The organism is Chryseobacterium sp. GP-SGM7, assembly GCF_049166575.1.
Lineage (GTDB): Bacteria > Bacteroidota > Bacteroidia > Flavobacteriales > Weeksellaceae > Chryseobacterium.
In genome coordinates, this window is sequence record NZ_JBMHFF010000004.1 from 109,976 (window position 1) to 134,561 (window position 24,586).

The following is a 24,586-nucleotide window of genomic DNA, read 5'->3' on the forward strand; positions in this document are numbered from 1 at the left end:
TAATTATTTATAAGTTGGCAAATTTACGAATTATCTTTGGATTTTGAAAGTCGCCGCAGGAGGAGGAGTTTGCAACGCCGCACTATCTCTTTGCATTTGCATTGCCTGCTTCTCGTTTGAGATTTGATCTTTGATATGCTGCTCTGTTTTATTCTGCTCTGCAAGCCTATCTGCAATCTTTTTCTGTTTTGCAGTAAACAATGCAATTCGCTCTTCGTTTTGCTTTTTAACGATAACAAAATCTTTCTTTTCTTTTTCCAGTTTTTGTCTTAAATCTAAAGCTGTTTTAGAATATTCTGTATCCGGAAGCTCTTTTTCAACCTGTCTTGTAAATGCCAAAGCACTTTCTATACGCTCATCTTTCAGCTCATAAGTAGATCCCATAGCAAGAGAATAGCGGGCTTTCATCATATAATCATAGATCTTCGGACGAAGCTTAGTACTTGGAAAATCATCTAAAACATTTTCAAAAGCGGTAGATGTAGCTTTGTAATCTGCCATTTTATAATACTGCTTAGCATTTTCGTAGGCTTTGAACTCCAGTTTATAAGAAAGTTCATCAATTAATGTACTGATATTTTTTGATCTTTCAGAAGTCGGGTAATTATTTAAAAATTCCTGAAGCTCATTAATTGCCAATTCTGTACTCGACTGATCTAAGTTATAATCCATAGAGCCGTTGTAGTAGCACAATGCAGACATATAAGCAGCTTCTTCTTTTCTGCTGTCCTGAGGAAAACTTACTGAGAAATTTTTAAACTGATTTCCAGCTAATCTGTAATTTTTATCATAGTAATTGGCATACGCAGAATTAAAAACTACGTTCGGAGCATCATCTGTACCCGCAACCAAATTGGGAAGTCTGTCGTAAAGTGCCAAAGCATTTTTCCACTTCTTTTTAGCAAAATTTTCGTTTGCAGCTTTAAGAATAAAGGTTTTGTCTGCACTTCTCAATGCTTTTTCCTGCTGACTCTTGCACGCTGCCAAAACAGCAATAGCGAAAATACCTAAAATATACTTTTTCATATAAAATGTAACAGTTCTCGGGTTTACCGACCTATTAATTTGCAAAAATATAACTTTTTTGCTAAAAGTTTTTTTTTTATGATTATTTAACGTAAAATTAGTCAGCTGCGTAACCCAAAACTGCAAAAACATTCATTAAGAGATTCATTCTCACCTTTTTTTCAGCTTCCTTGCTGTATGTTTCATCATCTTTATGAGGAACATACAATTCATAGAAGTTTTTATTTCTGATGACAAATAAAGTAGAACCGATAATCGTTGTCAAAATATCTTCAGGTTTTGGAGTGAAAGTAAAAACTCCCGTAGTAACCCCTTTTTTAATAACTTCATCTAATTTTCTTACGAAAAGCTGATAAAAATCTAAAAGCTCATCTTTTAAATTTTCTGTGTGGCGAAGTTCCTGAGTCACAAAACCATGAAAATAATTGTATCTGAAAAGCTGACTGACAATATATTTAATCATTTCTTTCATCTGCATTTCCGGTCTGCCGTCTTTAATAGTGTCTGCAAATTCCGAAAAATTCTCTCTCGTTTTCAAAACCCGGTACTGATAAAGATAAGACATCATCTTTTCCTTAGACCCGAAATAATAAGAAATCATTGCCACATTAATGTTAGCTTTTGTACAAATATCTCTTACAGATGTTCCTTCATACCCTTTTCTGGCGATAAGTTCTTCGGCAATATCAAGAATATGAATTTGCTTCTCAGAGAATTTCTTTCCCATAATTACGTTTTCAGTAAAGTTAGCAATTTTAAACAGATCTATAAACTGATGTTTAATTATTTTAAATCTTGCTTAATTATAGTATTTTTGAATATGGATTTTTTTGATTTTCATCATCATAAAGAAAATAAAGAACTGGGAATTTACAATCTGGAGTATGGGAAAACTCCGCCTCAACATTTGTATTCAATTGGAATTCATCCGCAAGATATTCAGACACAAAACATTGAAAATCAATTTAATTGGTTAAATTCTAATCTCACAGAAAACTGTTTCGCTATTGGAGAGTGCGGTTTGGATGGATTGATTTCGGTAGATCAGAAAACTCAGGAAAATGTCTTTAGAAAGCAAATTGAACGATCAAATGACTTGAAAAAACCTTTGATCATTCATTGTGTGAGGAAGTTTTACGAAGTGGTTTCATTTAGGAAATATGCAAATCAGGCGATGGTTATTCACGGATTTAATAAAAAACAAAGCATTGCCGACGATTTGCTCAAAAATAATTTTTATTTGAGTTTTGGGAAACCCGTTTTGTATAATCTATCTTTGCAGAATGTTTTAAAGATAATTCCTTTACATAAAATATTTTTAGAAACAGATAATGAAGATTTTAATATTGAAGAATTATATTTAAAAGTTTCAGAATTAAAAGAAATTTCTTTAGAAAATCTCAACAAACAAATTGTAGAAAATTTAGAAACGATAAAAAATGGATAAATACTGGTTGGAAAGAACAGAGCTTCTCATCAAAGAAGAAGGTTTAGAAAAGTTGAATAAAGCAACGGTTTTAGTTGTGGGATTGGGTGGAGTCGGTTCTTTCGCAGCAGAATTTTTAGCCAGAGCCGGAATAGGAAACATGACTATCGTTGATGGTGACACCGTAGATACTACCAATATTAACAGACAGCTTCCCGCATTGCATTCCACAGTAGGAAAACGTAAAGTAGAAGTGGTTGCAGAAAGGCTTTTAGATATTAATCCGAATCTGAATCTTACAAAAATTAATGAATTTTTGAACCCTGAGAGGATGGAAACAATTCTTAACAGCGGAAATTTCGATTATGTTTTAGACTGTATTGACAGTGTTACGCCAAAATTGGCACTGATTATCGCAGCGAAACGCAGAAAAATAAAAATTGTAAGCTCAATGGGAGCCGGAGGAAAATCTGACCCTTCCAAAGTTTTAGTTCGTGACATCAGCAAAACCCAACACTGCCATTTGGCAAGACAAATCAGAAAAAGACTTAAAGAGGTGAAAATTGACAAGGGAATTCGTTGCGTGTTTTCTGATGAAATCCAGGATGAAGACAGTTTAAAAATGACCGACGGAAGCAACTATAAAAAATCTTTTTACGGAACGATCAGCTTTTTACCTGCCATTTTTGGGTTGTATGCTGCTGCGGAAGTTATCAATCATCTAGTGAAAAACGATTAATGTCTGATTTTAAATATCCAAAACAGGAAAAACTCAAAAAAGATACTGAGATCACTTTACTTTTCGCAAAAGGTAAATGGAGAAGCTCTGGAAATTTGCGAATCATCATTCTTAAAAATTATGCCGATTTACCTGCTGAAAATGTAAAATTAGGAGTTTCGGTTTCAAAGAGATATTTCAAAAAAGCAGTGTATAGAAATCGTGTTAAAAGGCTTTTACGAGAATGTTACCGTTTAAATAAAGATCTTTTTAGAGAAAGTTTTGGAGATAAAACTATTGCCATGTTATTTTGGGTTTCTAATGAACTTCCGGAAAAGTTTCAGGATGTTGAGGCGGAATTTATTAAATTATGTCAGTCTCAATCTCAAAAAAAATCACAGTCAGTTTAGATAAATTTTTAGATTTATAAATAATTGTTGCGCTCCTCCGGAGCGCAATTTTCTTTGGCTATTATTTTTTCCACAAAGATTTTGTTCCTGTGGAGCAAAATCATTTTCCAAAGTTTAATCTGCCTTATATATTGATATTTTTTGTAGCTTTAAGAAAACAACTGACGAATCAAAATGCTTGATCACATTCCCTATCTCCCATATATTCTGAGTGCATTTATTGGCATCGGATTAGCCGCTGCGACAGGTTTCAGAGTTTTCTTACCGATGTTTGCGGTGAGTTTAGCATCTTATTTTCAATGGATTCCAACGCATGAAAGCTTCGACTGGCTTTCCGGCCTTCCTGCGTTAATTACAACCGGAATTGCGACGGTTGCAGAAATACTGGCATATTATATTCCTGTTATCGATAATTTTCTAGACACAGTCTCCGTTCCCATGGCGACAATTGCCGGTTCTTTACTTTTTGCAAGTCAGTTTGCAGATCTGGGTACATTTTCGCAATGGGGATTGGCTTTGATTGCAGGAGGAGGAACTGCAGCCACAATCAGCTCGGGATTCGCAGGAATTCGGGCGGCTTCAACAGCAACAACGGGAGGATTGGGAAATTCAGTCGTTGGAACAACAGAAACTGCAGGAGCAGGAATTATGGCAATCTTAGCAATGATTGTTCCGGTAATTGCAGCGTTTTTGGCAATTGCAACAATAATTATAATCGTCATTTTAGGAAGAAAAGCTTTAAAAAAGCTAAAGAAACGAAAAGAAACTTCAAATAATGTATAAAAAACGGCAGAACTTTGAAATTCTGCCGTTTATATTTTTCTTAATTTTTTCCCCGATTATCTTTAATCTCCTGAATTTTATTTTCAAAATATTCTTTTCTTTCAGGATGTTTTTTAACCAAAACCTGGAATGCGTTGATTGCTTTTGTATATAATTTTTGCTCGATATAAAGATTAGCCAATGTCTCAGTCATTAAGTGCGAAATATCGTCTGTTTTCTCTTTTACTACAAAACTCACCTCATCTTTTAACTGACTTATTTTTGGGTTGTTTTCAATAAATGATTCAATGACTTTATTCTTATTCTCAGTTTTAATCTTTTCAACCTCTTCGGTTCTGTCGATTTTCAGCCAGCTTTGCCAAGTATTGATGAATCCGGGAACGTTACTGTCGTCCAGAATTTTAGATTCTGTACTTAAAATAGGTTTCTGAATTTTTTCAACAGGCTGTTCTTTTTCCTCTTGCTTTTTAATCGGCAAACTTGAAATATCATTTCCAAAGAATGAAACATTCATCACAGGAACATTATTTTTTTCTGTTGAAGTTTCTTCAGTTTCCAGATTTTCTTCAATATTTTCAGCTTCATCAACAATTTCTGAATTCTTTTCTTCTAAAACATTTTCTTCAGAAGTATCTTTGGCATCTTTAGTTTTTAAAACCTCTTCAGATTTAACTTCAATTTTTCTGCTAAAAGAATCTAGAGGATGAGATTCAAGGCTCATTGGCTTCCAAGCTGAATTCATTTCTTCTTTCTCATCTTTCACCTTTTTATCAGAATTTCCTTTTTCTAATTGTTCTTCAACAATTGATTCAGCAATTTTTACTACTGTTTCTTCAGCTGCTTTTTGCTCTTCACCGACATGAAATTCCTGGGTTTCAGCAAAGCTGATCTCTCTGTTTACTTCATCCTGAATCTCAGGTTTTTCTTCAGCCACTTTTTTCTGAGTCTTCATCTTTTTCTCAACTTCTTCAATCAGACGGCGCATTTCGTCTTCATGTTTGTTGATATTAGTTTTCGGAATTTCAGCAACAGCTTTTTGCTCAGATGTATTGGCTTCAATTTTTATTTCAGGAAGGAAAGAATCGGTTCCGTGGAAACTTAATTCTGCATCATTATTTATCTTTTCAGCAACATTTTCAGAATCAATTTTATCTTCTTCAATAATTGTTTCAGTGTTCAAAACTTCTGAAACTACTTCTGATTCTGATGATTCAATCGTATTTTCTTCTTCTAAAATTTCAGTTTCAGGCTTGAAAGATTCTATTTTGATAAAACTTAATTCAGAATCGTCATTAATTTTTTCTTCAATTTTATCTGAATTAATATTATCTTCACTGATAACCGTTTCGATATTTAAATTTTCAGAAATTTCTTCAGTTTTTCCGAATTCTAAAACAGTTGCATTTTCAACCGGCTTCTCTTCATCAACTTCTGTTTGAGGTGTAAATGCTTCGATTTTTTGAAAACTTATTTCAGATTCATTGTTAACCTTTTCTTCTACTTTTTCAGAATCAATTTTATCTTCATTGATAATTGTTTCTGACGGTGCTGCGACAAAATCAGTTTGATTTTCAAATTTGATTTCTTCTTTTTCAGAAATATCTTCTCCTTGCGATGAAATTGGTTTTTGAGTAACAATTATCCCCGATTCTAAAGTAGACTCAAGATCAATAGTTTCATTATTTACCTCTTCAAGGAAGTTTTCTTCACCTTCAAATAAAATCCTGTTGCGTTCTCCGTTTACAAAAATATTTTTAATCTCAGGTTTTGGTGAAATTAATGATTCAGAAACAGCTTCATAATCATGTTTTGGAGCTAAATTTTCAACAATTGAAACTTTTGGTTCTTCTGTTTTTTCTATTGAAATCTTTTCTGTCTTTTCTTCAATAACAGAATTTTCTTCAACACTTTTTTCAGTTTTTATCTGCTGAGTTTTACCATTAATTAAATGATAAAGAATCTTTTTATCTGTCGTATAAGCTGCAGTGGCAGAAAGCTCTTTCTGATAATTTTCTTTATCAAAAAGATGAACTCCATATAAATGCAGCGCACGGATATTTTGAATATAAGGGAAAGAATTAATTTCCTCTTTCAAAAGATGGAGATCTTCTGACTGTATATTTTTCGGATTTTTTAATAATTCTAAAACTCTAGTATTCATGATATTACCAGTTCGCTACAATGTCGTTAAATATTTTGTTGATAATTCTGTCTGTTGCAATTTTCACCTGTGACGTTTCAATCTGATCCTGCGAAAGACTTGAATTGAAAACCGCCTCATCAGAGAAATTTTTATCAAAATTCAGTTCCGGATGTAATTTGTTTTCGTAACGCACTTTCACCGTGATTGTCAGTTTATTCTGAGATTCCTGAATCGTTCCTGCAGAAGTTTGCTGTGTTGTTGAAGTAATCGTAGTCGGAGAAATTGTATAATCTGTGATTTCACCTTCAATCAGAATATCAGGATTTGATTTTGTTCCCTTCAAAGTGGTACGCTGTAAAAATCTGTTTTGGATATCTGTAGAAAATTGCTGTGATAAAGTAGGATTTACCAACGCAGAATTATTGGGAAACTCATTGATCTGCACAGTTTTTTCGTCGGTAAGCGACGATCCTGTAAAGCTGTAACAAGAATTGAGAAACCCTACAGATACTATTAAAAGTAAAAGATTTTTAAGCTGATTCATTTTAAATTATATTTTAATCTTAATATTTTTCTTTGATACCAATTTCGGTGATTTCGTCGTATTCAATTTGTTGAATAGCATCTTCGAAAGCAAAATAGTTTGCAGTATACATAAATGGTAATGTAAGGAAAAGACCGATTCCACAAGCAATAATACCAATTTGCGACAAGAGACTTGCTACAAATGAGAATAAGAAAATGTTTAAAAGATTTCCCTTAGTCATCACTTTAGAAATATTCCATGCTGTTTTGATGTCTGTAACACCTTTAAAACTAATTAATGGTGCAATATAAAATCCTTTTAATAAGAAGTAATACATTGCAAAAAGCATTACGAACATATATGGAAACATAAGAATCGCAAACATTGGGTTTGATTCTCCATTTCCATCAGCAGTTAGTGCAGCCAATCCTCCGAAGAAAATGAATGGAATGTACAGAACAAACACACCTCCAATGATGATCAACTGCAAAATAAAATAAGGCATGAAATCTTTAAAATCAAAAATTTCTCCCGCAGTTGGATTTTGATTTTTGCTAAGTTTTCGCAAATACTTGTAGAAATTACCCATTGCTAAAAGTCCGCAAAATGGGATAATCGACATCAGAAAAGTTATTAAAAAGCCGACGAAAACGCCTCCAAAGTCTTTTTTCATAAGCTCGAAGCCTTTGTTGATGTACTCGCCAAATTTAAAGTTGATTGGTTTAGGTGTTAAATTTACATTCATGATTTAGTATATTATTCTTCTAAGTTATATTGTTTTATTTTCCTGTATAAAGTTCTCTGTGAAATTCCCAATTCGTCTGCTGCTCTGTTTCTTCTGCCGTTATGCTTTTCTAGTGCTTTGATAATTAAATCCTTTTCATTATTCTGAAGAGATAATGATTCCGGAGTATGTTCTTCCACTTCGATGTCTTCAAAATCTTCGTAAGAATCATTTGAATTTGATACGATCGTCGGATTCTGAATATTCTGATTATTGTTGCTATGATTCTCAAAATACAACAAAGAATTGGCATTTGTAGCCTGCTGTGTTTCAGGAGTATAAATTCTGTTGATCAAATTTTTCTCCTGATTACTCAGATCTGCAGTTCCACGATTCTTTATGAGTTCCGAAGTTAAGGATTTTAAATCATTTATATCATTACGCATATCGAAGAGAATTTTGTACATAATTTCTCTTTCGTTCCCAAAATCGGTCTGCTTTTGATTATTCGGAGTATTATTCACCACCATTGGCAAATGTGCATCCATTGGAATATATTCTGCCAATTTTGCAACCGTGATATTTCGCTCACGTTCTACCACGGTCATTTGCTCAACCAAATTTCTCAACTGACGCACATTTCCCGGAAAAGCGTAACTTTCGATATAACTGACTGCACTGGAATCAAGCTCTAATTCAGGCATTCTGTATTTTTCGGCAAAATCGATCGCAAATTTTCTGAATAACAAATGAATATCACCTTTTCTTTCCCGTAAAGCGGGCATATCGATTTGAACGGTATTCAGACGGTAATACAAATCTTCACGGAACCTTCCGTCCTGAATCGCTTTCATCATATTCACGTTCGTTGCCGCAACAATTCTTACATTGGTCTTCTGAACCTGCGAAGAACCCACTTTCATAAATTCACCGCTTTCTAAAACTCTCAACAAACGAACCTGCGTTTGAACTGGTAATTCACCAACCTCATCTAAGAAAATTGTTCCGCCATCGGCAACTTCAAAATATCCTTTTCTGGTTGCTGTAGCTCCTGTAAAAGCTCCTTTTTCGTGACCAAAAAGCTCCGAATCAATCGTTCCTTCCGGAATTGCTCCACAGTTTACAACGATATAAGGTTGATGTTTTCTTTTAGATTCTGAATGAATAATTTTTGGGATAAATTCTTTACCAACACCACTTTCTCCGATGACCAAAACGGAAATATCGGTAGGTGCTACTTGAATAGATTTTTCTAAAGCTCGGTTTAAAGCCGGAAAATTTCCGATGATGCCGAAGCGAGCTTTTATAGATTGTAATTCTGCCATTTTTTTAGATTTAAAAGATTAAAAATTTCGTTTACATTTCTGTATAAAACGATTAATTAGTTTGAAATAATTTGATTAAATTTTAACCAACTGCATCCAGATAATCTTTATTTCTAATCTTTGAGACCTTAATTTCTAAGTCTAAAATCTCAGCAAATAATTTATTTTTATTTAAAAAATTAATCAAAAGCTGATGATGCTTTTCTTGTGCGGAAAATCTATTTTCGAATTTACGATATAGAACATTTTGATTTTTGTGACCTAAAATATTCTCTAAAACATCAACTGCATTCTTTTTATCATTGATTGAAAGTTTGCATTTAGAATTTCCGTTTAAAACTATTCTTTCTAACGCAGTACAATCTTTCGAATGTAAAAACTGATTGTAAATTTCATACAGTTGTTTGCAGTCTGCACTTTTGAGAGTACCATTGCTTAGCTGCGCCGAAATATTGCTACTGATGATAACCAATAAAACGCTGAGGCAATATTTTTGAAATTTATCCATCGTTTGTTATTGATTTTCTTCTAAGATTTTAATAAAATCTTCTTTGCTTGGTAAGACGGTAAGATATTTACTCGCAAAAACCTGCTCGTTATCTTCCGGCAAAGTATATTGTACCAAAGCTTCACTTTTATCCTGACAAAGAATAATTCCTATGGTTTTATTTTCTTCTTCAAGACGTTTTTCTCTGTCATAGTAATTAACATACATCTGCATTTGACCAATATCCTGATGTTTTAATTCGCCAATTTTCAAGTCGATTAAAACAAAACATTTTAAGATTCTGTTGTAGAAAACTAAGTCTATTTTAAAATGTTTATCGTCAAAAGTAATACGATTTTGTCTGGCAACGAATGTAAAACCTGTGCCTAATTCCAATAAAAAATGTTCTAACTTATCAATCAATTCGGTTTCGAGGTCATTTTCAGAATAATTTGGTTTTTCAGACAAGCCAAGAAATTCTAAAACATAAGGATCTTTTATAAGATCTTTAGGTTTTTCTACAATCTGTCCTTTTTCTGAAAGCTGAATTATTTCTTCCTTATTTTTACTTAATGACAATCTTGTATACAATGCAGAATCATATTGTCTTTGCAATTCTCTTAAGCTCCAGTTATTTTTGAAACTTTCAATTTCGTAGAAGCTTCTTTCTTTGACGTCTTTAATTCTCATTAATTTAAGATAGTGCGACCAAGAAAGATTGAGTTTAACAGACGCTGTCTGTGGATTTTCAAAAAGGTCAGACACTGTCTGTCCCATTGAGTTTTGAGAATTCCGAGACAGTGATGCGGAAAATGGCATTTTAGATTCGTCAGACAATGTCTGACGAATTGAGTAAGACAGGAAAAATTGCCTCATTTGTTTGAGATTTGTTTCGGAAAAACCTTTACCAAACCGATCAGTTAAATGTAAAGACAATTCCTGTAAAACGGCTTTTCCATACTCTGCCCGGTTTTCACCTTTTTGTTCGTCCTCTACAATCATTCTGCCTATTTCGAAATAGGTAAGAACCATGGTTTGATTTACAACGGCAGCAACTTTCTTTCTGGCACTATCGAGTAATGCAGAAATGTTGTTTAGAAGCTGTGTATTTTGCAAATCTTTCATTTTTTATGGTTGAAAGAGGCTTATTTTTATTTTTTATTAAAATTTTTTATAACACCGAATCGCTCGCAGCCCGACCTGAGTGGAGCTCTTTTTGCGAGGAGGAACGACGAGCAAAAAAGCGGGAACGGAGGGCGGATAAAGCTGCCATAAAAAATTAATTTTTCACAGTTTCTCCTAAAAGTGTGCCCTGCGTATTATTAAACACAAAAACGTTCACAATGTCACCTAATTTCTGGCCTTCCTGCATATCGAAAACACAAACCGCATTCTGAGAATTTCTTCCTTTCCACTGGTTTTTATTTTTCTTTGAAATTCCTTCAATTAAAACTTCATGTACTCTTCCAACATAACCCTGCATTCTTTTTCTTGAAAGTTCGCCTTGTAAAGCAATAACTTCTGCCAAACGTCTTTGCTTCACATCAGCAGGAATATTGTCTTCCATCTTCTTATGAGCCGGCGTTCCCGGTCTTTCAGAATAAGAGAACATATAACCGTAATCGAATTCTACTTCTCTCATCAGGCTTAAAGTATCTTGGTGATCTTCTTCAGTTTCGTTGCAAAAACCGATAATCATATCTTGTGAAAACGAAATATCAGGAACGATTTCTTTCGCTTTTCTGATTAATTCTAAATATTCTTCACGGGTGTGCTGTCGGTTCATGGCTTCCAGCATTTTATTGCTTCCGCTTTGAACCGGTAAATGCACATAATTGCAGATATTATCGTGCTTTGCAATCATTCTGAAAACCTCCAGATCCATATCCTGTGGATTGGAAGTTGAGAATCTGATTCTCATTTGAGGAACTGCTTTTGCAACAGTATCTAGTAATTGAGAAAAGTTAGTTGCGGTAGCTTTCTGCATTTCGGATGCTTTGGCAAAATCTTTTTTAGGGCCGCCTCCGTACCAAAGATAAGAATCTACGTTTTGTCCCAGCAAAGTAATTTCTTTGTAGCCATTTTCCCACAAACTCTTACATTCTTCAATGATTGAATGCGGATCACGGCTTCTCTCACGCCCTCTTGTAAAAGGAACGACGCAGAATGTACACATATTATCGCAACCTCTTGTAATGGTAACAAATGCTGTAACACCATTTCCGCCTAAACGGACAGGATTAATATCTGCGTAAGTTTCTTCTTTTGAAAGAATTACGTTAATTGCATCTCTTCCGTCTTCAGTTTCTTTTAAAAGGTTTGGTAAATCCCTGTATGCATCCGGACCGACAACCAAATCAACCAATTGTTCTTCTTCTAAAAACTTGGTTTTCAGTCGTTCAGCCATACAACCCAAAACTCCAACTGTCATATTTGGACGTTCTTTTTTTAGATTTTTAAACTGGGCAAGACGCATTCTCACGGTTTGCTCAGCTTTTTCACGAATTGAACAGGTATTAAGAAGAATTAAATCTGCCTCTTCAACTTTTAAAGTGGTATTATAACCTTGTTCGTTAAGAATTGACGCAACGATTTCAGAATCTGAGAAGTTCATTTGACAGCCGTAACTCTCTAAAAAAAGTTTTTTAGAATTTCCTTTCTTTTCTGCTATGGCAAAAGCTTCTCCCTGTTTTGTTTCGTCTATATATTTTTCCTGCACGTTTTCAAATTTGAGATTTGATATTTGTGGTTGAGACTTAAACTGCTGTGCAATTTCAAATTTCTAACATCAAATTTTCAAATCAATTCAGTTGGCAAAGATACAAAATATTGTGACAGATTGGCAGAGCTTCATTTTAATAAAATTTATAAGCTTATAGGGATTCTGTAACTAGATATAACAGGAGTGTCTCTAAAGATAAAAGGTTTCCATTTTGTATTAATTTGCTCCACAGCATCAATAATCTTTCTTTTCACAACCTCATCTAAATCTCTCGGTTTTTCTATCACAATATTATTTAGAACTCCTTCATTATTTATTTTAAATCTAATTATAATCTGGAGATTTACATTTTTAATATTCTGCTTTTTAATATTATTCATTAACTGATTTCTAAAAGCATCCATCCCACCAGGAAACTCAGCTTCTTTAGCAAGACCTTCCGGAGTATAGTCATTTTTGAAATTTTCAAAATAATCTATTGGGTAAAATTCAATGGTAAATTTATTTTGTGAATTTGGCAAAGATTTCCATTTCTTCAGTTTATTTATTTCAGTAAGACCATTTATAAATAATTGAGTCGGACAATCATCTTTAACATCATTATTATTTATTTTAGCTACATCATTTACAATCTCAATTTTTGCCACAAACATTTCAGACTCTCTGTTATTACATCGCTTGAATTTATTTTTAATAAAAATATCATTTAAATCTTTGTAAAATTGTAATGAACCCCCTTCATAAAAATCTAAACTACGAGGATATTTATCTACGAATTTTTCTTGTGCGGATAGTATATTAAAAACTAATGACACTATAAAAAACAACAAACATTTTTTCATCTTATTTATTTTTCAAATTAAAATCAATACACAAAATTACTGAGTAGCGCTAAAAATCAAAGGTAATCTGAATCTATATTTTACAGGCTGCCCATTGATTTTTGCGGGAGTCCATTTGTGCTTTTTTCCTTTAATACTTTTGATACCGTTTAGAACTCTTTGGTCAAACTCAGGCAATCCTGAAGATTGTACCACTTGAAAGTCTTCCATTTCGCCTTCTCTGTTTACAACGAAAGTAATCAACATTTTAAATGGTTTATCCCATTGGTAACCTCTTAAGTCAACTCTTTTCACAACTTCCTGCCGAAAAGCATTAACACCGCCCGTCGAACCTCCGAAATTTGCAGCATTCCCTTGTGGAATATAGCCTTCTTTATAATTCTCAAACAGATCATTAGGAATAATATAAAAATGAGCAATTGACTGTTTTTTTTCACCATCCACAACTGCCGGTTTCCATTTATTCATATAAGATACAACTTCTAATCCCAAATCATAGGTACACTTGTTGTTTTCAGCCATTTCTTTATTAGAATCATCTTTCAGATATTTTATTGATGAATCTGTTGCAATGATAACTTTAAGATTGTATATTTCATCTTTATTTTCACATGGTTTCAGGTTCTTCGACATCAAAATTTGATGAAAATCTTTATAAAACTGTGATTCACCTCCAATGTATGGAAACTGATTTTTAGGATACACATATTGATCTTCATAAAAATTTTGTGAGAAGATAAATGTATAAAAAAATGCAGATAAAAAGAAAAGATATTTCGTCATGGTATAAGTTCAATAAACAACAAAGCCGTTACAATATTGCAACGGCGAAAATAAAGGAATTAAATCATTTATTGGTGTATTTTAATGAGAATTAATGTAGACTAATCTCCATCATCAAAATGATCTGAAGTAAAATTTATTTTTATTACTTTTTTAGAAATAACGGGCTTTCCATCGTGCATTGCCGGCCTCCATTTCTTTTTTACTTTTTTGATCGCAAAATCCATGTCTTCTATAAACAATTCGCTGTTTTTTACTTTAGGCAAAACATTTAAATTTTCTATCTTTCCCTCGGCATTTACATCAAAAACAAAAGTGAACAGTCCGTTCACTGCATATTTATTCAAATCAATATACCCGTGAATCATCTTTAAAAATTCTTTACTGAAAGCCGAGTCTCCTCCCGGAAATTCAGCCGTTTCATTATTTGATAAGATTGCAGAACTTACCTTGGTCTCCTGCGCAAAACCCTTAAACCCTATCAGTAAAAAGAGTATAAAAAAATAGTTTTTCATGTTTACATATCTGCCGACAAAGATGAGAAATTCATTTTTAATTTCATCTCAGATTTTACGGGTTGTCCGTTACACATTGCGGGTTTCCAGTTTTTTTTGATTCTTCTTACGACATATTGCATATCATCAAAGAAAACTTCACTGTTCAAAACTTTGGGATCTCCCGCTACATCAACAACTTTACCCATTGCATCAATCGTTAAAGTAAATGTAAATTCACCGGTTAAAGTGTAAAAATCAGAATTCAGGTAAGTGTACATATATTTTCTCAAAATCTCTCTGTAAGCGGTAGCTCCGCCCTCGAAACTTGCTGCCTGAAAATCATTACAACCTTTAATGGCAACCTGCATAAACGGTTCTTTAATGTCGATTTTTATAAGATTTTTATTATTTTCAACGATGAAAGAATCATCTCTGTCTTCAAGATCCTGAGCGAAAGCAAAATTTACAGTGAAAAGTGCTATAAATAAGGTGAGTGTTTTCATAAAATTCTTTTTTGAAGTACACTAAAAATCAAGCCAAAAAAAGTTGATCCTGTTCAAAAAAATTTCGTTTTAATTTAAAACTTTTCTCCCAGTTTCTTTCAGCATTAATGAAATTAATATTGCCAGAACAATTCCGCCAATCCAAAATAAAATTGAATTTTGAAAATGTAAATTTCCTGAAGCAACATTACCTAAACTTTTACCGAAAAAGCTACTAAAAACAGGACTCAATAATGTAGTTACTCCAAAAGTGATAAAATTAATTGCTCCTGTAGAACTTCCTTTCACATAATCCGGATTGGTTTCTTTGATGACTGAATACGGAATCATCGCCGCGCCAGAACCAATTCCCAAAACAAACATGCTGATTTTTGCAGGAAATAATTCCGGAATGAAAATTAATTGCAGTAAACTTAAAATCATTAAAACCGCTCCGCCAATTAAAACCGGTTTTCTGCGACCTAATTTATCGGTAATAAATCCTAATAACGGACAGCCGAAAACCCAGCCAAACGCAACCATTCCGCTTGTAATTGCCGCATCATGAAAAGCAAATTGCTTATCTTTTTCAAAAAATGCCACTGCCCAAGTCATTGCAAAAATAGTCGTTGGTGCAAAAAGCAATCCCGATATTAAGCCACAAAGCCAGGATTGAGGATTTTTAAAAACAACTTTATAGGTTTCAAAATAACCTACTTTCTTAGAATTATTACCCTCTACTTTTTCTGAATTTTCTTTTGGAGTCACAAAGTAAAGAGCGAATGCTGTAATTACTGTAAAAACACCCGACCAAAGCCAAAAAGTATTGACTTCCATTCCTGAATCTACCCACGGACCAACTAAAAATTGACCTGAAGCTCCGCCCAACATTCCGATACATTGTGTGAAACCAATTGCTGTTGCCAAAGATTTAGATGAAAAACCTTTGCTCGCCAGATAAACACAGCCCGGAAAAGCAAAAGCACAACCCGCGCCCTGCAAAAGTCTTCCTGAAATCCCTGTAAACTGACTGGAAATCAAAAATAATAAAGCTCCGATTCCTAAAATAAGAGTTCCTGCAAAAAGGGATTTTTTGCCACCGAATTTGTCTAGAGCAATCCCTGCCAACAAGCTGCAAGTAGAATAAGTATAATAATACGTTCCGATCATCCAGATCAAATCTAAATTATTGGTATTAAAATGATTTGAAAGTTGTGGCAGCATCACCGCCGGAGCAGACCTGATCACATAATCCAGAAAATAAAAAACAAGCCCGAAAACCCAGGCAATTACATAAAACTTCTTCAAAGAATCACTCATCATGCAAGAAAAAAATAAATTTAAAATAAATCGAAACAGATTTTCTGCTACAAAATATTAATTTTTCAAAGATAATGAATAATAAAGATTCAAAATGAAGCATTAAATTTTAAGCATAAAAAACTCCACAATTTCTTGTGGAGCTGTATTATTTAAATTACTTCAATCTGATTTCTCAGCAAATCTTCAAACTCATCTCTTTTTCTGATCAAATGAGCCTTTCCATCTAAGAAAAGAACTTCGGCTGGTTTTAACCTTGAATTAAAATTTGAACTCATCTCAAAACCGTAAGCTCCCGCATTGTGGAAAGCTAAAATATCGCCTTCTCTCACTTCATTTAATTTTCTGTCCCAAGCAAAAGTATCTGTCTCACAAATATTTCCAACAACAGTATAAATTCTTTCCGCACCTTTTGGATTTGATAAATTTTCAATCTGATGGTAAGAATCGTAAAACATCGGACGAATTAAATGGTTAAAACCTGAATTTACACCAACAAAAACTGTTGCCGTAGTTTGTTTAATAACATTGGCTTTCACAATTAAATAACCGCTTTTTCCAACTAAAAATTTCCCGGGCTCAAACCAAAGCTCAAATTTCTTTCCGGTTGATTTTGAAAATTCTGCGATTACTTTTTCTACTTTTTTTCCTAAAGTTTTCACATCGGTTTCTTCCTCGCTGTCTTGGTAAGGGATTTTGAAACCACTTCCCATGTCAAGATATTTTAAATTCGGGAAATGTTCGGATAATTCCAGCATAATATCTAAAGCCTGAAGAAAAACATCAGGATCTTTAATTTCGCTTCCGGTATGCATGTGAAGTCCTTCCACATTGAGATTGGTTGATTTCATCACTCTTTCAATATGACGAACCTGGTGAATAGAAATACCAAATTTTGAATCGATGTGACCTGTAGAAATTTTGTAATTTCCGCCTGCAAAAATGTGCGGATTGATTCTGACTAAAATCGGATAAGAATTTCCGTATTTGTTCCCAAACTGCTCAAGAATCGAGATATTGTCGATGTTGATGTGAACACCAAAAGTCATCGCTTCCTCAATTTCAGCCAAATCTACACAGTTGGGTGTGAACAGGATTTTTTCTTTCGGGAAACCTGCTTTTAGCCCTAATTTTACTTCATTTATCGATACGCAATCCAAAGATGCACCAAGGTTTTTGACATATTTTAAGATGTTGATATTGGTCAATGCCTTTGCGGCATAAAAAAACTTGGTGTGTTTTAAAAAAGAAGATGTAAGTTTTTCGTATTGAATTTTGATGGATTCTGCATCGTAAACATACACCGGCGTGCCAAATTCATTGGCAATCTTTAATAATTCTTTTGGGTTCATATTTTCTAAATTTTACATAAAAAAAGGCAGATTCTTTATAGAAAGAGTCTGCCATTACAATTATTTTTTATGCAATACAACTCTTTTAGGTATTCCAAACCTTTGAAAACTTTACAGCTCCCTTTTTTCCGGTTTGTTTATGTTTAAAATTTTGCATTGCTATTTTTTATTCTTTTGCAAAAGTACTATTTATTTTGAGAAATTGAAATTGAAAATCATTTTCCTCTACATTAAATGTATCTTGTATTTTAATTTCTGCTTATTTTGGCAAAGGTAAAGTTTCAAAATCGCCTCTTAGTAAAGCGATCTGAAGGTCATTAATTAAATCTGCAGACTGATAACAGGTGTCAATCTTTAATTTTGATATTTTGCTTAAAGTCTGAATCTGGGTAAAAAGTTCATAAAAACCATAAGAAACCACTTTCCCGTTTTCAATTATGATAAACATTTTTTCTCCTAATTTCCTGCCTGAACCCAGCCAAAGTTCGTTTCTCTTTTTAAATTCAATTTTATTCTGGAGAACTTCGGCAAACTCAAATTCCGGTTGTGAAGCTAAAAAATTAATCGCTTTTGCTCCCTGAGTATAAGATTTGAATTTGAGGATCGGCTTATCAACCTTATTTAGTTTTGTTTTTTCAACCAGATAATGATTGTTTCTAAAATACAATCCGTAAGCTAAAATATCTTTTTTTCTGATATTTTTAGAATTCTGAATTAGTTTTGCGATAATATCATTTCCGGTCAGTTCAAAATGAATCTGCTCAACATCCTTCTGAATTTGTTCCCATTTTTTCGTTTTGGAATTGAAAATCTTTTTTGAAAATTTATTAATATCCTGAGCGTGATCAGAAAAAATAATTTTTCCATTTCCATCCTGAAAGTAAACAAACCCTCGATCACTGGGCAAATCCTGCGTTAACAGCTTGATTTTATTGATATAAGTTTTAGCATTCGTTTCATCATGCTGCTTTTGGATAATCTCGTTTTCGGTATCTTTTGAAACTAAGAGTTTAAATAATTCCAAAGTTGCCCTTGCATCACCTTCTGCACGATGAGCATTCACCAAAGGAATTCCTAAAGATTTAACTAATTTTTGTAAAGAATAACTTACCTCGTCCGGAATCAGTTTTTTAGCTAAAGGAATTGTATCTAAAGTATTGATTTTAAAATCATAACCAAGACGACTAAATGATTGGCGAAGCATTCTGTAATCAAAATCAATATTGTGCCCTACCAAAGTAGTTCCTTCTGTAATTTCAACCACTCTTTTTGCCAATTCATGGAATTTCGGAGCTGTTTTTACCATTTTCGGACTAATATTAGTCAATTTTTGTACAAAAGGAGTAATATCACTTTCCGGATTTACCAGCGAAATAAACTGGTCGACAATTTTATGACCATCAAACTTAAAAATGGCAATATCTATAATGCATTCTTTCCTGAAACCTGCACCATTGCTTTCTATATCTATAATTGAATACATTATATTCTCGCTTAAACTTCTATAATCAAAAACCAAACCTTTCGACAAATGATTTTACTAAAAGGCAATTCTGCTAAAATAATGAAATTAGATTAAAGAATCCAAAAACTACCCCATTCTATTTATCTTCTTCTTCCGCCCAAACCCAACATTCCCAAAATAGCTTTAGCTCCTTCACGCAATAAAGTATTCGTAAAAGTTTTTCCCTGTCGACTGTTTAAAACCTGCTCAAACATTCCGGGCTCTTCTTTTACCGGTTTTGTTTTTTGCGTCGGTGCTGAATTTTCGACTGCCTGTTCCATTCTTTTCACTAAAATTTCGTAAGCCGATTCGCTGTCGATAGTTTTTTCATATTTCGAAACCAATGTTGATTTTGAGGTTAAATCTGAAATTTCAGCATCATTTAAAACATCCATTCTTGATTCCGGAGAAATTAAATAGGTATGAACCAATGGCGTAGGAATCCCTTTTTCATCCAGAGCCGTCACGAAAGCTTCACCAATTCCCAGATTCTGAATTAATTCTGAAGCATTGTAAAATTCCGTAGTCGGGTAATTTTCAACGGCTTTAGAGATCTCTTTTTTGTCTTTTGCTGTAAATCCTCTCAAAGCGTGCTGGATTTTTAAACCTAATTGTGAAAGCACATTTTCGGGAACATCTCCGGGAATTTGGGTAATAAAATAGATTCCTACCCCTTTAGAACGAATCAGTTTCACCATCGTTTCAATCTGTGAAACTAAAGCTTTCGAAGATTCATCAAAAATTAAATGTGCTTCATCGATGAACAGCACTAATTTCGGTTTTCCACTGTCGCCTTCTTCCGGAAAAGTCATATAAATTTCAGCAAAAAGGGAAAGCATAAATGTTGAAAATAATTGTGGTTTATTCTGAATATCTGCAACTCTTAAAATATTGACAACCCCTTTTCCATCTCGAGTTTCCAACAAATCATGAACGTCAAAACTCAGCTCACCAAAGAAATCTGAAGCACCTTGTTGTTCCAAAGCCACAATTGAGCGTAAAATTGCACCCAGTGAAGCAGGAGCAATCGAGCCATAATTGGCGGCTAATTCTGCTTTTCCTTGCGGATTATCGGTAACGTATTGAAGAACTTTTTTTAGATCATTCAGATCAATTAAAGGCAAACCTTTGTCATCACAATATTTGAAAACAATTGACATGATACTTTGCTGCGTATCATTCAATTCTAAAATTTTACTCAATAAAACAGGTCCGAATTCTGTAACAGTTGCCCGTAGTTTAATTCCTTTTTCATCGGAAATACTCATTAATTCTACAGGAAAAGCTTGAGGATGATAAGGAAGCTGCGTTTTAGCATACCGTTCTTCAATGATAGAATTCATTTGTCCGGCAGCCGCAATTCCGGAAAAATCTCCTTTGATATCCAAAACGAGTGATGGAATTCCTTTGTGGGAAAGCTGTTCGGCGAAAACCTGAAGCGTTTTTGTTTTTCCTGTTCCTGTAGCACCGGCAATTAAACCGTGGCGATTAATGGTTTTTAGGGGAATTGTAACATTGACTTCGGTAACAACTTCGCCATCCAACATTCCTTTTCCTAAAATAATATGTTCACCTTTTGGAGTATATCTTGAATTCAGCTCTTCAATAAATTTTGTTTTATCTGTCATTTGATTTTTTTTAACTCTTAAAGATAAAATTTTTTGTAAGATATAAGGTTTAGTTTTTATGAATTTCATAATAAACTATCTTGAAAACACATATTATGAAATATGATATAAAACAGTCTATTAACTTAATCAACTTTTACTACAAACTTATTGCCTGACAATTAATAACTTCCATGAAGATTCAAAATCTCAGAATTTTAAGATTGAAAGAAACTATCAGGTAGAATTATCATTTCTTTACAATTAATTCCTTACTTTGTATCTTTATAATTATTTTAAATAAGAATCAATGAAAATTGAACAAATATATACAGGATGCCTTGCACAAGGCGCTTATTACATTGTATCAGAAAAGGAAGCCATAATTATTGATCCATTAAGAGAGGTGAAACCTTATCTCGACCGCTTGGAAAAAGACAATGTGACTCTAAAATATATATTTGAAACTCACTTTCATGCAGATTTTGTATCCGGGCATTTAGATTTAAGCAAAAAAACCGGCGCACCGATTGTTTACGGACCAACAGCCCAACCTGAATTTGAAGCGATTATTGCTGAAGACGAGCAAATTTTTGAGATTGGTGCTATTAAAATAAAAGCCCTTCACACGCCTGGTCACACAATGGAAAGCACAACTTATCTCCTGATTGACGAAAACAACGTTGAAACTGCCATTTTTACGGGTGACACTTTGTTCTTAGGAGATGTCGGAAGACCGGATCTGGCTCAAAAAGCAGGAAGCATGACTCAGGAAGATCTTGCCGGAATTTTATATGACAGCCTTCACTCGAAAATTTTACCGTTAGACGACAGCATTACGGTTTATCCGGCTCATGGAGCAGGTTCTGCATGCGGAAAAAATATGCAGAAAGAAACGGTAGACATTCTTGGAAATCAGAGAAAAACCAATTATGCACTTAATCAGCCAGATAAAGAATCTTTTATTAAAGAAGTTTTAGACGGATTAACAGCTCCCCCAAAATATTTCGGAATGAATGTTGCGATGAATAAAGGCGGTTATGAAAGTCTTGATGATGTAATGAATAAAGGGCTAAACCCAGTTTCAGTAGAAGATTTTGAAAATTTTGCCGAAGAAACGGGAGCTTTGATTTTAGACACTCGCAATCCTGCAGATTTTCACAAAGGATTTATTCCTAATTCTATTAATATCGGTTTGAAAGGTGATTTTGCGCCATGGGTAGGAAGTCTTATTGTTGACGTAAAACACCCACTGTTACTGGTTTCTGATGAAGGAACTGAAGAAGAAGTCATTACAAGATTAAGCAGAGTAGGTTTTGATCATGTTTTAGGATACTTAAAAGGCGGATTTGATGCCTGGAAAAATTCTAAGAAAGAAATTGATGAAGTGAAAAGAATTTCGCCAACCGAATTTGTGGAACAGTTTAATAAAAATTCTAAAGTGATCGACGTAAGAAAAATCGGAGAATATTCTGCCGAGCATGTCGACAACGCTTACAGCAGACCCTTAGACACCATCAGTGATTGGGTATCAACGGTTGATGACTCTGAACATTTCTTCTTGCATTGCGCAGGAGGTTACCGAAGTATGATTGCCGCAAGCATTCTCAATTCCCACGGAATCAGAAACTTTACTGAAATTGAAGGTGGTTTTAACGGAATTAAAAAAACGGAAAAACTTCCGGTTTCTGATTTTGTTTGCCAGTCTAAAACGTTGTAAAAATTCATTTATTTCAATTAAAACAAAAACAATGTCACAAAAATTTCAAGCACTTATAGAATCTGAAAGACCTGTACTCATCGATTTTTTCGCAACCTGGTGTCAACCTTGCAAAGTGCAGTCATCTGTTTTAACGACAGTAAAGGAAAAGATTGGTGAAGGCGCAAGAATCGTAAAGATTGATGTAGACCAATATCCTTCAATCGCATCTCAATATGGCGTTCGTGGCGTTCCTACTTTAGCGGTTTTCAAAAAAGGAGAATTGCTGTACAAAGAAAGCGGTGTGCATGACGTGAATCGTTTGACACAGCTTTTGGAACAGTATATTTAAGATTTAAATCCAATAATTTTAGCAAAATTTTGAAATAAGCGACTTATTTTAAGGACAATTCGTTTCGTATTCTTTGATAATTCCAAGGTAAATTTCAGCTTGTCTGCTTTGTATTTTATCAGCTACAGTATAGAATAATTTTCTGAGTTGCTCTCTGTCATTTTTCACTTCCTTTAAGGTTGTTTTATAGATCTCCATATATTCTTTCTGCAAATTTTTATCCAGTTGTTTATCTTGCATCATTTCTTTATCAAAAGTATTAAGATACTGATTGAAAGCAGCGCAACTTCCGCCAACTGCCCTGAATGCATCAACAATATTTTCTATTGATGATCCCATTTTAGAATTAAACTGACTTTTCTGTTTTACCGCTAAAACCGTGTAAGGTTCGCCGTTTTTCTGAATATAAAAATTGGAATGAGTATAATAACAAGCGCTCAATCCAATACATTCAAAAACATTTGAGCTGTATAATTTGATTTTACCATCATAAAGCAGGTATTCAAATGTTTCTGCACTGTCATTTGATAGATTTCCTTTTTTATCAACCTTTTTTATTTTGATTTTTTCCTGGATTTGAGCGACTTCACCTCCATTATAATAAAGAACTCTTTTTACATCTTTAGAACTTATATCTTTATTCTTATGATCTTCCATAGTAACATATTGAAAAGCAGATATCCAGTTATTAAGAATAATCTGTCCCCAGTTAATCGTTTTGGTCACTGTTTTAACAGAATATGCCTTGAAAGAAGTTCCGTCTTCCAATTGGAATTCGGCAATATCATTTTCATCATAGGTTTTATTCTTTTGCGCAGTTACAACTAAATTTAAAATACAAAAACCCACCAATAGTAATCTTTTCATCATATAATTTATAATTAATTTGTTATAATTTTCGGAATCTAAAATATAGAAATTTCAAACAAATCAATCAAAAACTTGTATTTATTTAAAAACAATGACATACAACTAAAATAATTTACAATATTTAAACCTACAATGATATTTAAATTATAATTTCAAAATTATCCCTGTCATTCAAAAACTGAAAATGTTCCCTGAAATCTTTAAGCTCATTAATATCCAATTCTGCAGAAATAAGATTTCCATTTTTCTCCGAAATTTCTTTTCCGTCAGCAAAAAAGCAGTGTGAACTTTCCTGATAAAAAAGATCATTTCCATCGGTTCCGATTCGGTTTAAACCAAAAACAAAAGATAGATTTTCAATGGCTCTTGCTTTCAATAAATGTTCCCAAGCTGCTACTCTTTTTTCGGGCCAGTTGGCAACGTATAAAATCGCATCATAATCATCATTGTTTCTTGCAAAAACAGGAAACCTTAAGTCATAGCATACCTGCAACATAAAACGAATTCCGTTGTATTCAACAACTACTCTATGTTTTCCCGGAGTATAGACTTTATCTTCCCCCGAAAACGAAAACAGATGCCTTTTATCATAATAAACAACTTCAGAATCTGGTTTTACAAAATACATTCTGTTGTAAAAATGACCTTCAACTTCAACTGGAGCACTTCCGCAAAAAGCTGCATTTTTTTCTTTTGATATTTTCTTTAAAAACTCCAGAGATTCTTCATTTTTATCTGAAACCTCAGCTGCATCCATACAAAAACCTGTAGAAAACATTTCGGGCAGAAGAAAAAGGTCTGCCGTATCTCTTTCCAGTTGTTTCGTAATTAGTTCGAAGTTTTTTGCTTTATCTTTCCAGATGATGTTAAAATTTAATCCTGTAATTTTCATATTTCCTATTCAAGTTCCATAAAATTACGGCTTTTAATTGACTTCGGTTTTATATTTGCTGCAAATTGTCTTTAGTAATAATTTAAAAATAAAATC

At 33.5% G+C, this 24,586-nt stretch carries 25 protein-coding genes; 6 read left to right on the forward strand and 19 right to left on the reverse strand.

The window, feature by feature from the left end; translation table 11 throughout:
- Positions 1-30: 30 nt before the first annotated feature.
- The gene (locus ACOOWA_RS15370; protein WP_421376561.1) at positions 31-1,026 is read right to left on the reverse strand and encodes an outer membrane protein assembly factor BamD; all 996 of its coding nucleotides are present in this window, start codon (positions 1,024-1,026) and stop codon (positions 31-33) included.
- A 97-nt stretch (positions 1,027-1,123) separates the two neighbouring features.
- The gene (locus ACOOWA_RS15375; protein WP_421376563.1) at positions 1,124-1,753 is read right to left on the reverse strand and encodes a TetR/AcrR family transcriptional regulator; all 630 of its coding nucleotides are present in this window, start codon (positions 1,751-1,753) and stop codon (positions 1,124-1,126) included.
- A 93-nt stretch (positions 1,754-1,846) separates the two neighbouring features.
- Here ACOOWA_RS15375 and ACOOWA_RS15380 point away from each other — a divergent pair, with 93 nt between their 5' ends.
- From ACOOWA_RS15380 to ACOOWA_RS15395, 4 genes are all read left to right on the forward strand, one after another.
- On the forward strand, positions 1,847-2,473 hold the full coding sequence (locus ACOOWA_RS15380) for a TatD family hydrolase (protein WP_421376564.1): 627 nt from the start codon (positions 1,847-1,849) through the stop codon (positions 2,471-2,473).
- Entirely contained in the window at positions 2,466-3,191 is a 726-nt protein-coding gene (locus tag ACOOWA_RS15385) for a tRNA threonylcarbamoyladenosine dehydratase (protein WP_421376565.1), read from the forward strand. The genes ACOOWA_RS15380 and ACOOWA_RS15385 overlap by 8 nt, the downstream gene beginning before the upstream one ends.
- A complete protein-coding gene (rnpA, locus tag ACOOWA_RS15390; protein ID WP_421376566.1) occupies positions 3,191-3,580 on the forward strand; it encodes a ribonuclease P protein component in 390 nt (129 codons plus the stop codon). The genes ACOOWA_RS15385 and rnpA overlap by 1 nt, the downstream gene beginning before the upstream one ends.
- Before the next feature lie 174 nt (positions 3,581-3,754).
- Positions 3,755-4,363, forward strand: coding sequence for a DUF4126 domain-containing protein (locus ACOOWA_RS15395; RefSeq protein ID WP_421376567.1), 609 nt, complete (start codon positions 3,755-3,757; stop codon positions 4,361-4,363).
- 40 nt (positions 4,364-4,403) lie between these two features.
- Here the strand turns inward: ACOOWA_RS15395 and ACOOWA_RS15400 are convergent, their stop codons facing one another.
- From ACOOWA_RS15400 to ACOOWA_RS15470, 15 genes are all read right to left on the reverse strand, one after another.
- A complete protein-coding gene (locus tag ACOOWA_RS15400) occupies positions 4,404-6,524 on the reverse strand; it encodes a hypothetical protein (protein WP_421376569.1) in 2,121 nt (706 codons plus the stop codon).
- Between the two features lie 4 nt (positions 6,525-6,528).
- Positions 6,529-7,050: an LptE family protein gene (locus ACOOWA_RS15405; protein WP_421376571.1), complete on the reverse strand. Its 522-nt coding sequence runs from the start codon at positions 7,048-7,050 to the stop codon at positions 6,529-6,531.
- A gap of 19 nt (positions 7,051-7,069) precedes the next feature.
- Entirely contained in the window at positions 7,070-7,777 is a 708-nt protein-coding gene (locus tag ACOOWA_RS15410) for a hypothetical protein (protein ID WP_421376573.1), read from the reverse strand.
- 11 nt (positions 7,778-7,788) lie between these two features.
- A complete protein-coding gene (locus ACOOWA_RS15415; RefSeq protein WP_421376575.1) occupies positions 7,789-9,081 on the reverse strand; it encodes a sigma-54 interaction domain-containing protein in 1,293 nt (430 codons plus the stop codon).
- Positions 9,082-9,163: 82 nt separating this feature from the next.
- A complete protein-coding gene (locus ACOOWA_RS15420) occupies positions 9,164-9,589 on the reverse strand; it encodes a hypothetical protein (protein WP_421376577.1) in 426 nt (141 codons plus the stop codon).
- 6 nt (positions 9,590-9,595) lie between these two features.
- Complete coding sequence (locus ACOOWA_RS15425) at positions 9,596-10,693, reverse strand: PDDEXK nuclease domain-containing protein (RefSeq protein WP_421376578.1); 1,098 nt, start codon at positions 10,691-10,693, stop codon at positions 9,596-9,598.
- A 154-nt stretch (positions 10,694-10,847) separates the two neighbouring features.
- Entirely contained in the window at positions 10,848-12,287 is a 1,440-nt protein-coding gene (miaB, locus tag ACOOWA_RS15430; protein ID WP_421376579.1) for a tRNA (N6-isopentenyl adenosine(37)-C2)-methylthiotransferase MiaB, read from the reverse strand.
- A gap of 146 nt (positions 12,288-12,433) precedes the next feature.
- A complete protein-coding gene (locus tag ACOOWA_RS15435) occupies positions 12,434-13,132 on the reverse strand; it encodes a hypothetical protein (protein ID WP_421376580.1) in 699 nt (232 codons plus the stop codon).
- Positions 13,133-13,168: 36 nt separating this feature from the next.
- Positions 13,169-13,915: an energy transducer TonB gene (locus ACOOWA_RS15440; RefSeq protein WP_421376582.1), complete on the reverse strand. Its 747-nt coding sequence runs from the start codon at positions 13,913-13,915 to the stop codon at positions 13,169-13,171.
- Positions 13,916-14,016: 101 nt separating this feature from the next.
- Positions 14,017-14,430, reverse strand: coding sequence for an energy transducer TonB (locus ACOOWA_RS15445; protein ID WP_421376584.1), 414 nt, complete (start codon positions 14,428-14,430; stop codon positions 14,017-14,019).
- 2 nt (positions 14,431-14,432) lie between these two features.
- Entirely contained in the window at positions 14,433-14,915 is a 483-nt protein-coding gene (locus tag ACOOWA_RS15450) for a hypothetical protein (RefSeq protein ID WP_421376585.1), read from the reverse strand.
- Positions 14,916-14,984: 69 nt separating this feature from the next.
- Positions 14,985-16,217, reverse strand: coding sequence for an MFS transporter (locus ACOOWA_RS15455; RefSeq protein ID WP_421376587.1), 1,233 nt, complete (start codon positions 16,215-16,217; stop codon positions 14,985-14,987).
- 149 nt (positions 16,218-16,366) lie between these two features.
- The gene (lysA, locus tag ACOOWA_RS15460) at positions 16,367-17,566 is read right to left on the reverse strand and encodes a diaminopimelate decarboxylase (RefSeq protein ID WP_421376589.1); all 1,200 of its coding nucleotides are present in this window, start codon (positions 17,564-17,566) and stop codon (positions 16,367-16,369) included.
- Positions 17,567-17,825: 259 nt separating this feature from the next.
- Entirely contained in the window at positions 17,826-19,049 is a 1,224-nt protein-coding gene (locus ACOOWA_RS15465; RefSeq protein ID WP_421376591.1) for a PolC-type DNA polymerase III, read from the reverse strand.
- Between the two features lie 122 nt (positions 19,050-19,171).
- Entirely contained in the window at positions 19,172-20,698 is a 1,527-nt protein-coding gene (locus ACOOWA_RS15470) for a helicase HerA-like domain-containing protein (protein WP_421376592.1), read from the reverse strand.
- A 289-nt stretch (positions 20,699-20,987) separates the two neighbouring features.
- On the opposite strand from ACOOWA_RS15470, the gene ACOOWA_RS15475 reads away from it, so the two are divergent.
- Together ACOOWA_RS15475 and ACOOWA_RS15480 are read left to right on the forward strand one after the other, a co-directional pair.
- Positions 20,988-22,397 carry an MBL fold metallo-hydrolase gene (locus ACOOWA_RS15475; RefSeq protein WP_421376594.1) on the forward strand — a complete coding sequence of 470 codons (1,410 nt, stop codon included), beginning with the start codon at positions 20,988-20,990 and terminating at the stop codon, positions 22,395-22,397.
- 31 nt (positions 22,398-22,428) lie between these two features.
- Positions 22,429-22,728 carry a thioredoxin family protein gene (locus ACOOWA_RS15480; RefSeq protein WP_421376596.1) on the forward strand — a complete coding sequence of 100 codons (300 nt, stop codon included), beginning with the start codon at positions 22,429-22,431 and terminating at the stop codon, positions 22,726-22,728.
- A gap of 48 nt (positions 22,729-22,776) precedes the next feature.
- Here the strand turns inward: ACOOWA_RS15480 and ACOOWA_RS15485 are convergent, their stop codons facing one another.
- Entirely contained in the window at positions 22,777-23,595 is an 819-nt protein-coding gene (locus ACOOWA_RS15485) for a hypothetical protein (protein WP_421376598.1), read from the reverse strand.
- Positions 23,596-23,737: 142 nt separating this feature from the next.
- Positions 23,738-24,490 carry a nitrilase-related carbon-nitrogen hydrolase gene (locus tag ACOOWA_RS15490; protein WP_421376599.1) on the reverse strand — a complete coding sequence of 251 codons (753 nt, stop codon included), beginning with the start codon at positions 24,488-24,490 and terminating at the stop codon, positions 23,738-23,740.
- Between the last annotated feature and the right edge of the window lie 96 nt (positions 24,491-24,586).